The organism is Lysinibacillus sp. FSL L8-0312 (assembly GCF_038003285.1).
GTDB lineage: Bacteria > Bacillota > Bacilli > Bacillales_A > Planococcaceae > Lysinibacillus > Lysinibacillus fusiformis_D.
Genome location: NZ_JBBOOV010000001.1, coordinates 3,818,381 through 3,832,685 on the forward strand (window position 1 = coordinate 3,818,381; position 14,305 = coordinate 3,832,685).

General features: G+C 39.0%; 16 protein-coding genes. All 16 read left to right on the forward strand.

The features are described 5' to 3' along the window. Positions 1-25: 25 nt before the first annotated feature. Positions 26-820 carry an ABC transporter ATP-binding protein gene (locus MHI22_RS19190; RefSeq protein ID WP_036123689.1) on the forward strand — a complete coding sequence of 265 codons (795 nt, stop codon included), beginning with the start codon at positions 26-28 and terminating at the stop codon, positions 818-820. A gap of 33 nt (positions 821-853) precedes the next feature. Beyond that, positions 854-1,906 (forward strand): FecCD family ABC transporter permease, encoded by a 1,053-nt coding sequence (locus MHI22_RS19195; RefSeq protein ID WP_036123687.1) that lies wholly within the window; start codon positions 854-856, stop codon positions 1,904-1,906. After that, the gene (locus MHI22_RS19200) at positions 1,903-2,937 is read left to right on the forward strand and encodes a FecCD family ABC transporter permease (RefSeq protein ID WP_036123683.1); all 1,035 of its coding nucleotides are present in this window, start codon (positions 1,903-1,905) and stop codon (positions 2,935-2,937) included. Before MHI22_RS19195 ends, MHI22_RS19200 begins: the two co-directional genes overlap by 4 nt. 122 nt (positions 2,938-3,059) lie before the next feature. Continuing rightward, positions 3,060-4,109, forward strand: coding sequence for an NAD(P)/FAD-dependent oxidoreductase (locus tag MHI22_RS19205; protein ID WP_036123680.1), 1,050 nt, complete (start codon positions 3,060-3,062; stop codon positions 4,107-4,109). 199 nt (positions 4,110-4,308) lie between these two features. Continuing rightward, a complete protein-coding gene (gene rpmE, locus MHI22_RS19210; RefSeq protein ID WP_004269457.1) occupies positions 4,309-4,512 on the forward strand; it encodes a 50S ribosomal protein L31 in 204 nt (67 codons plus the stop codon). A 116-nt stretch (positions 4,513-4,628) separates the two neighbouring features. Then, positions 4,629-5,201, forward strand: a complete 573-nt coding sequence (locus MHI22_RS19215) for a thymidine kinase (protein WP_036123677.1) — start codon at positions 4,629-4,631, stop codon at positions 5,199-5,201. Positions 5,202-5,353: 152 nt separating this feature from the next. Continuing rightward, positions 5,354-6,430 carry a peptide chain release factor 1 gene (prfA, locus tag MHI22_RS19220; RefSeq protein ID WP_036123674.1) on the forward strand — a complete coding sequence of 359 codons (1,077 nt, stop codon included), beginning with the start codon at positions 5,354-5,356 and terminating at the stop codon, positions 6,428-6,430. Continuing rightward, complete coding sequence (gene prmC / locus MHI22_RS19225) at positions 6,417-7,277, forward strand: peptide chain release factor N(5)-glutamine methyltransferase (RefSeq protein WP_036123672.1); 861 nt, start codon at positions 6,417-6,419, stop codon at positions 7,275-7,277. Before prfA ends, prmC begins: the two co-directional genes overlap by 14 nt. A gap of 44 nt (positions 7,278-7,321) precedes the next feature. Next, complete coding sequence (locus MHI22_RS19230; RefSeq protein ID WP_036123670.1) at positions 7,322-7,912, forward strand: stage II sporulation protein R; 591 nt, start codon at positions 7,322-7,324, stop codon at positions 7,910-7,912. A gap of 101 nt (positions 7,913-8,013) precedes the next feature. After that, positions 8,014-9,048: an L-threonylcarbamoyladenylate synthase gene (locus MHI22_RS19235; protein ID WP_036123693.1), complete on the forward strand. Its 1,035-nt coding sequence runs from the start codon at positions 8,014-8,016 to the stop codon at positions 9,046-9,048. A 172-nt stretch (positions 9,049-9,220) separates the two neighbouring features. Then, positions 9,221-9,718 (forward strand): manganese efflux pump MntP, encoded by a 498-nt coding sequence (locus MHI22_RS19240; protein WP_036123667.1) that lies wholly within the window; start codon positions 9,221-9,223, stop codon positions 9,716-9,718. A gap of 22 nt (positions 9,719-9,740) precedes the next feature. Continuing rightward, positions 9,741-10,181 carry a low molecular weight protein arginine phosphatase gene (locus MHI22_RS19245; RefSeq protein ID WP_036123665.1) on the forward strand — a complete coding sequence of 147 codons (441 nt, stop codon included), beginning with the start codon at positions 9,741-9,743 and terminating at the stop codon, positions 10,179-10,181. Positions 10,182-10,189: 8 nt separating this feature from the next. Continuing rightward, positions 10,190-11,473: a methyl-accepting chemotaxis protein gene (locus MHI22_RS19250; RefSeq protein WP_058843798.1), complete on the forward strand. Its 1,284-nt coding sequence runs from the start codon at positions 10,190-10,192 to the stop codon at positions 11,471-11,473. A 357-nt stretch (positions 11,474-11,830) separates the two neighbouring features. Then, positions 11,831-12,268 (forward strand): ribose 5-phosphate isomerase B, encoded by a 438-nt coding sequence (gene rpiB, locus MHI22_RS19255; RefSeq protein ID WP_036123645.1) that lies wholly within the window; start codon positions 11,831-11,833, stop codon positions 12,266-12,268. Between the two features lie 86 nt (positions 12,269-12,354). Next, entirely contained in the window at positions 12,355-12,897 is a 543-nt protein-coding gene (locus MHI22_RS19260; RefSeq protein ID WP_036123643.1) for a TIGR01440 family protein, read from the forward strand. 58 nt (positions 12,898-12,955) lie between these two features. Continuing rightward, entirely contained in the window at positions 12,956-14,197 is a 1,242-nt protein-coding gene (gene glyA / locus MHI22_RS19265) for a serine hydroxymethyltransferase (protein WP_036123640.1), read from the forward strand. The last annotated feature ends 108 nt before the right edge of the window (positions 14,198-14,305 follow it).

Below are 14,305 nucleotides of genomic sequence, written 5' to 3' on the forward strand. Positions count from 1 at the left end.
TCTCAAAAATGAAAGGAAGTTAAAGATGTCAGTACTCGAAATAGATCATGTTGCGATTGGTTATTCTTCAGCGCTCATCGTCAACGATTTAAGTGTGGAGATTCCTAAAGGGCAAATCTCCACAATCATCGGCCCAAATGGTTGTGGCAAGTCTACTTTATTAAAGGCTGTTGCCCGTGTATTACGAACACAAAATGGAGCTGTCTATTTAGATGGCAAGGCGATACATCAATTAAAAACGAAAGATGTGGCCAAAAGAATGGCTATTTTACCTCAAACAGCAACAGCACCCGGAGGATTAACGGTTTTTGAATTGGTATCATATGGTCGCTTTCCTCACCAAGTTGGGTTTGGTTCCTTGCAAAAGGAAGACTACGAATATATCCACTGGGCGATTGATGTAACGGGGCTAAGAGAATTTAGTGATCGACCAATTGAAGCATTATCAGGTGGCCAGCGTCAGAGAGTATGGATTGCTATGGCATTGGCGCAAGGCACGGATATTTTAGTACTGGATGAACCAACAACTTATTTAGATTTAGCGCACCAGCTAGATATATTATTGCTACTGCAAAAACTAAATAAGGAAGAAGGACGAACAATTATCATGGTCTTGCATGATTTAAATCATGCGTCACGATTCTCCCACTTCATAATGGCTATGAGAGACGGCGATTTAATGGTGAACGGTAGTCCAAAAGAAGTGATGACAAAGGAAAATCTACAAAAAGTATTTAATATCGATGCAGAAATGGCTGTTTGTCCATATAGTAAAAATCCAATCTGCCTATCTTATCAGTTGTACGACATGAAGGAATAAAAGTTTAATTGAAAGTTATGAGGAGGAAGTAAAATGACTACGTCGACAGGAGTAGGAGAGCTCAACGATTTAGAGGAGCTACAGAAACGATCTCATCCGATCCGTGGAGTAGTGGCTTTAATCGTAGGAGTAATTGGATTAATATTTGCCATTGGCTTATCGATTTCTTTTGGAGCAGCAGATATTTCATTGGGTACTGTTTGGACAGCAGTTACCCATTTTTCACCAGAATTAACAACACATCAAATTATCCATGATATTCGCTTACCTCGAGTACTTGGAGCAGCATTAGTAGGTGCAAGCTTTGCAGTAGCGGGTGCTATTATGCAGGGGATGACACGTAACCCATTAGCAGACTCGGGGCTACTTGGTCTGAACTCTGGAGCGGCCTTTATGTTAGCATTGTGCTTTGCCTTCTTCCCTGGTCTGCCTTACATGTATTTAATTTTATGGTCCTTTGTAGGCGCAGGTCTTGGCGTAGCCATTGTTTATGGTATTGGCTCACTGTCAAAAGGTGGCTTAACACCGATGCGGCTAGTTCTAGCAGGTGCAGCTGTTAGTGCATTGCTTGGAGCGTTAGGAGAAGGGATTGCACTTTATTATCGTATTGGACAAGACCTAGCATTTTGGTATGCTGGCGGTGTTTCAGGTACAAAATGGAGTCATTTACAAATATTGTCCCCATGGATCTTTATTGCGATGATAGGAGCACTTATCCTATCACGTTCAATCACTGTACTGAGCTTAGGTGAAGAAATTGCAGTTGGACTTGGGCAACGGACAGCAGTTGTAAAAGTATGGGGAATGATCATTGTTTTAGTTTTAGCAGGTGCAGCCGTGTCTGTTGTCGGTGCGGTTGGTTTTGTAGGGTTAATTATCCCTCATTTAACGAGATACATAGTTGGACATGATTATCGCTGGATTATCTCTTGTTCTATAGTATATGGGGCATTGCTTGTTGTGTTAGCTGATTTAGTAGCACGTATTATCAATCCACCTTATGAAACACCGATTGGCGCACTAATTGCCTTTATCGGTGTACCATTCTTCCTTTATTTAGCACGTAAAGGAGGGAAAGAACTATGAGTAACAGCTATTTAACACCGAGTCAGCTTAAGGCGAAAAGAAAAAATTTCTCCATCCTTGTTACACTCATTGTGTTAATCATTATTACCTTTATTATTAGTATGAATACTGGCGTTATTAAACTGACGCCAATGGAAGTTCTGCGCACACTTTTTGGTCAAGGTGATGCACAACAGCAACTTATATTATTTGAGTTCAGACTTCCTAGAATTGTGATTGCTGTGTTAGTAGGTATGGGCTTAGCGGTTTCAGGCGCTATTTTACAGGGCATTTCCAAAAATGCTTTAGCGGATCCAGGAATCTTAGGGATTAATGCTGGGGCAGGACTTGCTGTCATGCTCTATGTATCATTTTTCCCAACTACGAAAGCAGCACCTGTTTATTTACTGCCAGTACTGGCTTTTGTAGGGGCAGGTTTGACAGCTGTTCTGATTTATTCACTTTCTTATAGACGACATGAAGGTATTACACCAATGCGTTTAATTTTAACAGGGGTAGCTGTAGCAGCAGGGATTAGCTCGGCTATGATTGTGCTAACACTACGCCTATCACCAGAAAATTATCAATTTGTAGCGACATGGCTAGCAGGTAGCATTTGGGGCTCGAATTGGCGATTTGTGCTGTCGCTGTTACCATGGTTAATTATCTTATTGCCTTTTGTTTATGCAAAATCACGGGTATTAAACGTACTAAATCTAGGCGAACTAACAGCTGTAGGGCTAGGTGCCTCTATTGAAAAAGAGCGCCGTTGGTTATTGGCTGCTGCTGTTGGTTTAGCTGGAGCTAGTGTTTCTGTAAGTGGAGGCATTGGTTTCGTGGGTCTTGTTGCACCACATTTAGCTCGACAACTTGTTGGCGCTAAACATCAGTTTTTACTGCCAACTGCAGCTCTGTTAGGAGGATTTTTAGTGTTGATGGCAGATACAATCGGTCGTTCTATATTAGAGCCTTCAGAAATTCCAGCGGGGATTGTGGTTGCTGTTTTAGGAGCACCTTATTTCTTATATTTATTGGCGCGATTGAAAGAGTAACTATAGTTTGTGGATGGTGTGTGAATAGTATGATCCTCGTCAGAAAGAATAGACAGGCAGTAGCTTAACACAACCTCAAAACTGTATGATCGAATCGAGACAGAAGGGGATGGAGAACGGAAATGTCAGAAGAACTATATGATGTAACGATTGTTGGTGGTGGTCCAGCTGGGCTTTATACTGCCTTTTATAGTGGGATGCGAGATTTAAAAACGAAAATTATTGAATACAGCTCACAGCTTGGCGGTCGTATGTTAATTTATCCTGAAAAAATGATTTGGGATGTCGGCGGAGTAACACCTATTTTAGGGGGACAGTTGATTAAACAACTTGTTGAGCAAGCTAAAACATTCGATCCTACAATTGTTTTAAATCAAAAGGTGGAAAAATTAGAAAAGCAACAGGATGGAACATTTATGTTGACATCTTCTACAGGTGAGAAGCATTTTTCGAAAACAGTTATTTTAGCAGTGGGGTATGGTGTTCTTTCTATGCAAAAGCTTGAAATAGAAGGAGCAGACCGATTTGAAGTAACAAATTTACATTATACAGTACAGGAACTAGAGATTTTCCGACACAAGCATGTGTTAATTTCAGGTGGTGGTAATTCTGCAGTTGATTGGGCAAATGAGCTAGAGCCAATTGCTGCAAGTGTTACAGTCGTTCATCGCCGAGATGATTTTGGCGGCCATGAAAAAAATGTCTTGCGCATGAAAGAATCCTCAGTTCGTGTAAAAACGCCATATGAGGTTGTTCAATTGCATGGTGACGGTGATTTAATTCAGTATGTGTCCATAGTCAATAAAGAGACAGGTGAAAGTGAACGAGTAGAGGTAGATGCTGTCATTGTCAACCATGGTTTGAAATGTGATTATGGTGCACTTGAAGAATGGGGATTAAATATCCAAGATGAAGTAGCGATTGTCAATGAGAAGCGTGAAACGAACATTGAAGGTGTCTATGGAGCGGGTGATTTTATTGATCATCCTAGTAAAGTAAGATTAATAGCAGGTGCATTTACGGATGGAATACTAGCATTAAATAGTGCCAAGCTATATTTGGAGCCAGATGCACCGAAAGTAGCCTATGTGTCATCACATAATATTCGCTTCAAAGAACGAAACGAGCAAATTGGGTTAGTAGACAATGATTATCGCGAAGTTCGTGGATAAGAAAGATGGAAGGTTCGTTTTTAATATTTTTTACTTGAAAATAATAAAATGACTATGCTATACTTCAAAAGTATGCAACGTGTACATATGTAGCTGACCCTTTCGACGCAAATTTTGTAGTCGACATATTCGGGCTATGTAAGGTACAGTTCGATAATACTCTGTTCCAGATGGTTCAGGGCGAGAGGAGAAAACGAATATGAAACAAGGAATTCATCCAGACTACAAAGAAGCAACAGTAACTTGCTCTTGTGGGAACACTTTCAAAACTGGTTCAGTAAAAGAAAACATCGTTGTCGAGTTCTGCAACGAATGTCACCCATTCTACACTGGCCGTCAAAAATTCGCGTCTGCTGATGGTCGCGTGGATCGTTTCAACAAAAAATACGGTCTTAAAAACTAATGTTAGTTTAATACCTGCCAAGCATGCGCTTGGCAGGTATTTTTTTCAGTAAATAATACACGTTGATGCAATACCTTTCAAAATCCACATTGACATAGAGAAAGGGAGAAGACAGAATGGCACAGCTATATTTTAAACATGGTGCAATGAATAGTGGAAAATCAATAGAAATTCTAAAAGTTGCCCATAATTATGAAGAACAACAAAAGCCTGTGATGATGTTTACTTCAGGTTTAGATACACGTGATGAGGTTGGCTTTGTTTCCAGTCGAGTAGGTTTACGCCAACAAGCCATCCCTGTTTATGAGGATACAAATATTTTTGAACTAGTGGAATCCAATACTGTCAAGCCATACTGTGTGCTTGTGGATGAAGTTCAATTTTTAAAAAAAGCACATGTTTTACAACTTGCTAACATTGTGGATAAATTGGACATCCCGGTGATGGGCTTTGGCTTAAAAAATGATTTTCAAAATGAGCTATTTGAAGGTAGCCAATACATGCTTACATATGCAGATAAAATTGAGGAAATGAAAACAATTTGCTGGTTCTGTCATAAAAAAGCAACAATGAATTTACGAGTAGATGAAAGTGGAAAGCCAGTCTACACAGGTGATCAAATTCAAATTGGTGGTAATGACTCGTATTATCCGGTTTGTCGAAAATGTCACGCACAGCCACCACTTTAAAGCCAATAGACAGGTGGACACGCTAAGAAAAAGTAGCATACATGCGAAATTTTTCTTATACTAAGTAGTGGAAATAAACATTGTAATTACTGAATGAAAGCTTCTTTGTCAAAAAGGAGCATACCTTAAAAAACTAAATAGAGGTGAAATCCATGTTTGATCGATTACAAGCAGTGGAGGATCGTTATGAAAGGCTAACAGAGCTTTTGAGCGATCCGGATATTGTGAATGATAGTAAGAAATTACGTGAATATTCTAAGGAACAATCAGATATCCAAGAAACAGTGGATACTTATCGTGAATATAAAAGTGTTAAAGAGCAGATAGTAGATACTCGTGAAATGTTAGATAGTGAAAAAGATCCTGATATGCATGAGATGGTAAAGGAAGAATTTAACCTATTAAAAGCACAGCAGGAAGAGCTAGAAGAACGTCTACGCATTTTATTAATTCCTAAAGATCCTAATGATAATAAAAACGTTATCATGGAAATTCGTGGAGCAGCTGGTGGTGACGAGGCCAATATTTTTGCGGGTGATTTATTCCGTATGTACTCTCGCTATGCGGAAACACAAGGCTGGAAAATTGATATTATGGAAGCTACACCAAACCCAATGGGCGGCTATAAAGAAGTAATCTTTATGATTAACGGACAAGGAGCCTATTCAAAATTCAAATTCGAAAATGGTGCACACCGCGTACAACGTGTCCCTGCTACCGAATCTCAAGGTCGTATTCATACATCGACGGCAACAGTTGCGTGTTTACCTGAAGTGGAGGAAGTAGATGTTGAAATCCATGAAAAAGATATTCGTGTAGATACATTTGCCTCTTCAGGTGCTGGTGGTCAATCTGTAAATACAACGATGTCTGCTGTTCGTATGACCCATTTACCAACAGGTGTTGTGGTTTCGATGCAGGATGAACGCTCACAAATTAAAAATCGTGAAAAAGCCATGAAAATTCTACGTGCTCGTGTTGCTGATATGTATATGCAAGAAGCACAAAAAGAAATTGATGCTACACGTAAATCTGCTGTAGGCTCAGGCGATCGCTCCGAGCGAATTCGCACATACAATTATCCACAAAACCGTGTAACAGATCACCGTATCGGTTTAACGATTCAAAAGCTAGATCAAATCGTCGAAGGAAGACTAGGCGAGATTATCGATGCCCTTATTTTAGAAGAACAAGCATCGAAGTTAGAGCGATTAAATGATGACTTATAAAAATGTGATGGAGGCCCTAGAGTGGGCTTCTTCTTTTTTAGTAGATAATGGTCGTGAGCAAACAGCAGCACGTATCGTCATGCAACATGTACTTGGTACAAGTTATTCAGAAGTTATGTTGCACTTACAGGATGAATTAACAGCAGCACAGCAAGTGAAATTTAAAGCGCTCATAGAAGAACATGTCAATGGCCGCCCTGTACAATATTGTGTTGGAAGTGAAGAATTTTATGGCCGCTCCTTCCTAGTCGATGAATCTGTCTTAATTCCTCGGCCAGAAACAGAGGAGCTAGTACTTGGTACAATCAATCGCCTGCCTAAACTATTTCCACAACAAACCCTGAAGTTGGCTGATATCGGTACAGGCAGTGGAGCTATTGCTATTTCGATGAAACTGGAATGTCCAGCGCTAACTGTTATAGCCACTGATTTATCACAGGATGCACTAGCGACGGCGCAAAAAAATGCTCAACGATTAGAGGCTGATATTGATTTTAGGTTGGGCGATTTAACAGCGCCACTTGCAGGAGAAAAATTGGATGTTGTCTTATCAAACCCACCGTATATTGCCTTTGATGAGGCACAGGAAATGTCGAATGTTGTACTAGAGCATGAGCCACATAGTGCACTATTTGCTGAGGAAGATGGTCTGATTTTGTATAGAAAATTAGCTGAGCAACTACCAGCCTATATGAATAAACCAGCATTGATTGGGTTAGAAATCGGTTATACACAAGGTGAGCAAGTAGCCAAATTCTTTCAAGATAGTTTTCCACATGCGACAGTTTCAATAGAAAAAGATATTAACGGTAAGCCTCGAATGATTTTTTGTGAGATTCATGTATAAAGTTTCTTAATCTTGCCAACAATGTTGAGCAAGGAGGGATTTATATGTTAAATGAATACAAGATTATTAGATTACCTAAACAAAATATCTTTCTAGCTTTTGCTAGACTAGTATTAATCGCGATTGCTTTACAATTATGTATTTTATATATTCCATCATTAGTAGGCTTTGCCAAGGAAGCTACCAATGATGAGCAAGAAAACGATTTTCGTATACGTGTTATTGCGAACAGTAATACGACACAAGATCAGCTAGAGAAAGAGCAGCTTGTCCAAGAATTAAAGCCATACTTTATGCAAGTAGCCACTGCTGGCAATGTAGGGAGTGAGCAAATTCTTTCGCTAAAACAACAAATTGAAACAGAATTGAGCGAAAATTATCCACAGATGGATACACAGATTGTCATTGGGGATAACTTATTTCCACCAAAAAGACAAGGTGCTGTACTCTATCCACAAAATGTGTATCACTCGATTGTTGTGAAGATTGGTGATGCACGTGGGGATAACTGGTGGTGCAGTATCTTTCCATCTATTTGTGAGCCTGAAAAAGAAGAAGTAAAAGAAGAAGTAAAAGAAGAAAAAGAGCAAGTAACATTCTTTATATGGGAATGGATTAAAGGACTTTTTGAATGAATTGTGCACAAATTCAGACAACTTATACACATTTTTTCGTAAGTTATAAACATTATGTGGATAATTCAGTAAAAACCAATAATTGAAGGTAGGTTTTAATGATGGAAACCGTTTGCAAGGTTGTGGACAGTAATGTGAATAGTCAGATTAATTATACACAAGCTGTGGATATCTTAAATGCGGGAGAGGTAGTAGCATTTCCGACAGAAACGGTTTATGGCTTAGGAGCAGTGGCCACAAATGATTTGGCAGTGAAAAAGATATTTGAAGCGAAAGGCCGACCTTCAGATAATCCTTTAATTGTCCATGTGGGGACAAAAGAGGAAGTAGCCATTTATATCGATCAAATTTCTGAAGTAGCCAAACAGTGCATGGATTTCTTTTGGCCCGGCCCCTTAACGCTTGTAATGCCAGCAAAGCCAAATGTTTTAGCACAAAGTGTCACAGCTGGGTTATCAACAGTGGGCATTCGAATGCCGAATCATCCAGTAGCACTCGCATTGCTACAGCAGCTTCAAAAACCGCTTGCTGCACCAAGTGCCAATCGTAGCGGTAAACCAAGCCCTACAGAGGCAGTCCATGTATTAGATGATTTGGGAGGATACATACCTTATATTTTGGATGGAGGTTCTACAGGCATTGGGCTCGAATCTACTGTGTTAGATGTGACACATGAACCTCCAGTAATTTTACGTCCAGGTGGCATTACAAAGGAAATGCTTGAGGCGAAGATAGGTCCCGTTATTCAACCAACCAATATAGAGCAGAAGCTAGAAACAACGCCTAAAGCACCAGGCATGAAATATACACATTATGCTCCAAATGCTCCTGTGTATTTAATAGATTGCCATTATGAGAAAGTCAGCGAGGCTGTTCAGCGAATGCAGCGAGAAGGACATGTAGTAGCATTGCTTGCACCAGTGAATTTTGAAGATATCAAAGCTGATTTTTACTTCTCAATTGGTGAAGCTGGAAGTAAACAAGAAATGGGTGCGAACTTATACAATGCACTTAGAGCATGTGATAAAACCGCCGCTACCATTATATTAGCAACAACAACCTCAACAGAAGGTGTAGGAGCAGCTATCATGAATAGACTTGAAAAGGCCTCTGGAGGCAAATGGTATTCATTATAAATGAATATAGTTCAGGTACATTAGCGACAAAAGACATTGATATAAATCATGTCTTTTGTCCTTTTTGTTTATCATTACAAAATATAAAAGAAAAACTATTGTGGACAATTATGATAATAATGTATTTTCGAGCATAAAATGATAAAATATTAGGGAGAGAAGGAGTGCGTTCTTGCAGGGAATTCTTGCAGGTATACTAACGTCTGTTGATGTGATTGGTCTATATGTCTTACTGCCAAATGTTAGATATCGCTTATTTTTGTCATTATGGACAGCAGCATTGCATATGCTTTTCCCGTTATTAGGCTTTGAGCTAGGAAGCTATTTAGTTCGATTTCTATTAGAATGGGGACAATGGATTTCAAGTATTTTATTATTTTGTATTGGTATGCATTTACTATTATTCTCTCATCGAGATGAAAAAGTAACAATATCACCTGTAATTTTGGCTGTGACTGCAAGCCTAGATACCTTTTCAGTTAGTGTTTCTTTTGGTATGCTTAACTTAGAAAAAACTATTTTTATCATGAGTGCAGGCTTGAGCGCTCTAATTTGCGCTTATGGTTCATTAGTCATTGCCCGTAGAAGCCAAGTATTTTTTGGCAATAAAATTCAAATAGCTGCTGGCGTTATATTTATTATCATGAGCATTCTAGCTATTCAACAATAAATGAAATTGGAGAGTGATAAGTGTGAAAATATTATTTGTTTGTACAGGCAATACTTGTCGCAGTCCGATGGCAGAAGTTATTTTAAAACATAAACAAATCAACAATGTAGAGGTGCGCTCAGCAGGTATTTATGCCATGCCAAATGCACAAATGTCAGCACATGCACAACAAGTGTTAAATGAAGCGCAAATGTCACATCAGCATTTTGCAACGCAATTATCAATGACAGAAATGGCATGGGCAGACTTAATTTTAACGATGACGACTGCTCACAAAGACGCCGTGATTTCAAATTATCCAGAAGCTGAACATAAAGTATTTACCTTGAAAGAATATACAAATGAGGGCAGTCTGGAAAATGTAGTAGATCCTTATGGTGGCAATAAAGCAATATATGAAGCAACATTTGCAGAATTAAAGGAATTAGTTGATCAATTAATACAAAAACTTGAAAAGAATTGAGGGGCCCTATGAAAAAACAATTTGGTTTACGGCTTAAATTGGTATTATTTGTTAGTGTACTTGCGCTTATCACCTACAGTGTCAGTTTTATATTCATTGAGTTTTTACAACCTACTTTCTTCCCAGACACGAATCGAATGGTTTTTGAGGTAATTACCTACGCATTAGGTATTATATGGTCAGGTATATTAGCGGCGTTGTTAAGCGTGATCTTAATCAAACCTTTACAGCAGCTCGAACATTCAGCAATCCTTGTAGCTGAGGGGAAAATTGGACAGGATGTGCAAATGCCTAAAACAAATGATGAAATTCGATCCGTTGCTGAGGCGTTCCAACAAATGGTGTTAAATCTGCGTCAAATGGTGGAAAGTATCGATCAAAACTTTCAGCAAACAAATCAATCAATTATTCAGCTATCTGATGAGGCGGGAGTGGCAACTAGAAAGGCAGAAGGAATTGCCTCTACTGTGAAGCATATATCTGCAGGAGCAGAAGCATCTGCAACAGCTGTACAAGACACTGCCGAAGCTATTGAAGATGTGCGAGCTCTTGCAACAGAAGTAAATAGTAGAGCAGAAGCATCAGCATCACAATCAAAAGAGATTCTACATAATTTATCGACAACAACAAAGGCCATCGAAATATTAGTGAATAGTATTCAGCAAATTGCTACAGGTAATAATGAGGCACTAAAAAGTATTCATGCACTTGAAGAAAATGCTGGCCAAGTAGAACGGATTATTAGCTTAGTCGGTGACATTGCGGCACAAACAAATTTACTGGCATTAAATGCCTCGATTGAAGCAGCACGAGCAGGAGAGCATGGAAAGGGCTTCGCAGTGGTAGCTGAGGAAGTTCGCGGTTTGGCTGATGAAAGTGCGAAAGCTGTCCAAGGTATTACAGCTTTAATTCAGTCCATGCAGCAAAATGTAGAGGTGGTTGTTAAACAAATGAATGAACAAGTAGCATTTGCGACGAAGGAAGCTGATCGCGTTTCTGAAACAACGACAGCCGTTGAAGGTATGGCTTCCAACGTACATGAAATGGCAACAGCAATTGTTGAAATTTCCTCGTTAATTGAACAGCAAATGCATAATATTGAAACGACAGCTCGCCAATCACAAGAAGTTGCAGCCATTGCTGAAGAAACGTCAGCAGGTGCACAGGAAGTTCGTAGCGCCGCTGAGGAGCAAGCTTATGCTATCGAGCAGGTAGAGCATTTGGCTCAAAGTTTGAAAAAGCAATCGGAAGCATTGCATAAGATGATTCAACAATTTGATAGACAAGCATAGTTCTAAAGGCTATACATAAATGCGACGTAAAATCGGATTTATGTATAGCCTTTTTTATTAGAGAGCTTCCATCTTAAGATCACACTCTGTCAAAGTATTTATGTCCATCGTAAGTGAAAAGCTAAAAAAACTTCAGAAGATGGAATATTACAACAAAGGACCTTTATCCGAACTTATTAACATGATATTCACATTATCCACAGAAAAACGGGTTTAAAAGTGAATATTTTTATGTTAATATACAATAAATGTTCGTCTTTCAGGAGAAATCAGCATAAAAAAACAAGAAAAATCATGTTATTCTTCAGAAAGAAGTGGTACACTAAGGGTGACTATAATTCGAAAAGAGGGAACCCAGTGAGAATAGCAATTTCTTCTGATCACGGAGGCAACAACTTACGTCGTGAGATTATGCAGCTATTAGATGAACTTCATATTAGCTACGAAGATTTTGGTCCACAATCTGCGGATTCAGTAGACTATCCTGATTATGCAAAACCTGTTTCTGAAGGTGTTGCTAATGGAGAATTTGATAAAGGTATTTTAATTTGTGGCACAGGAATTGGTATGTCCATTGCTGCTAATAAGGTGAAGGGCATTCGTTGTGCATTAGTGCATGATGTATTCAGTGCCAAGGCAACACGTTGCCATAATGACTCAAATATTATAGCCATGGGTGAACGTGTCATTGGTCCAGGCCTTGCACGTGAAATCGTCCAAACTTGGCTAGAAACAGAGTTTGAAGGTGGTCGTCATACACGCCGCATAGAAAAAATTGCTGAGCTAGAGCAATAATTGTTTCATGATTCCATATATGGCATTCGTCAAGGATGTCCTATATGGCATGATTTTAATGGATATAGATGAAGGAGCTGAGCTTAATGGTAGTAAAACAAATACGAACGCATTTGACTCAGTTACTCAGTGAGTTTGAAGAGCAGGTAACGTTACGACCTCATACAATTTTTGTTGTAGGGTGCTCTACATCTGAAGTGATTGGTCAGAAAATTGGCACAGCAGGGGCATTGGAAATAGCTGAAGCCATTTATGAGCCGTTACAAGAATTTGCATCGAAACATCAATTACATTTAGCATTCCAAGGCTGTGAGCATATTAACCGCGCTGTTACTATGGATGCATCGACGGCTGAACGATTTGGCTATGATGAAGTAGCAGTAGTTCCAGTACGTACAGCAGGTGGATCGATGTCTGCTTATGCCTATACACAATTTGCTAATCCAGTGGTTGTTGAAACAATACAGGCACATGCAGGTATTGATATTGGACAAACATTAATTGGTATGCATTTGAAAGCAGTAGCTGTTCCCGTTCGAACATCAGTGAAAATGGTGGGAGAAGCGATTGTTACGGTTGCAACAACACGTCCAAAGCTAATTGGCGGAGAACGTGCAATATATAAATAAGTACCCTTATTATAAGTGGTATAGATAATTAACGATACTTTAGGAGGCTTTTTCAAACATGGCATATGAAAAATTAGCAGTACAAGACAAAGCAGTATTAGACGGAATTCTTGCAGAAAAAAAACGTCAACAAGCAAATATTGAATTGATTGCATCTGAAAACTTTGTTTCCGAAGCGGTTATGGAAGCACAAGGATCAGTACTGACAAATAAATACGCTGAAGGCTATCCAGGTAAACGCTACTACGGTGGTTGTGAACATGTAGACGTAGTAGAAAATATTGCACGTGATCGCGTGAAAGAAATTTTTGGAGCAGAATATGCTAATGTACAACCACACTCTGGTGCACAAGCAAACATGGCTGTTTACCATACAATTTTAGAACCAGGTGACACAGTTCTTGGTATGAACCTTTCTCATGGTGGTCACTTAACACATGGATCTCCAGTAAACTTCTCTGGTATCCTATATAACTTTGTGGAATATGGTGTAACGAAAGAAAATCAAGTAATCGATTATGAAGATGTACGTCAAAAAGCATTAGAACATAAACCAAAACTTATCGTTGCTGGTGCTTCTGCCTACCCACGTGAAATTGACTTCTCTAAATTCCGTGAAATCGCAGACGAAGTGGGTGCATACTTCATGGTGGATATGGCACACATTGCTGGTCTTGTAGCTGCCGGTGAACATCAATCACCAGTGCCGTATGCTGATTTTGTTACATCAACAACGCATAAAACATTACGTGGACCACGTGGTGGTTTAATTCTTGCTTCAAAAGAATGGGAGCAAAAATTAAATAAATCTGTATTTCCAGGAATTCAAGGTGGTCCATTAATGCATGTCATTGCTGCAAAAGCTGTAGCATTTGGCGAAGTATTACAACCAGAATTTAAAGACTATGCAAAGCAAATTAAAGCGAATGCCAAAGCTTTAGCAGAAGTACTAATTGCTGAAGGTGTTGAAATCGTTTCTGGTGGTACAGATAACCACTTATTACTGTTAAATGTAAAATCACTTGGTTTAACAGGTAAAGTAGCAGAGCATGCACTAGATGAAGTAGGTATTACAACGAATAAAAACACAATTCCTTACGATACAGAATCGCCATTTGTTACTTCTGGTATTCGTATCGGTACGCCAGCTGTTACTTCTCGCGGCTTTAAAGAAGAAGATATGAAAGAAGTTGGAGCAATTATTGCTGCGGTTCTTAAAAATCCTGAAGATGAAGCAGTTAAAGCAGAAGCAAAAGATCGTGTAAAAGCATTAACAGATAGACACCCATTATACGCATAATAGAAATGAGAGGGCTGTGTTTAAAGTACATTTGTTACTTTAAATACAGCCTTTTATTGTGGGAATTTAGGACTAAACTATAAAAAACATATTTTTTCTAAAAAAATA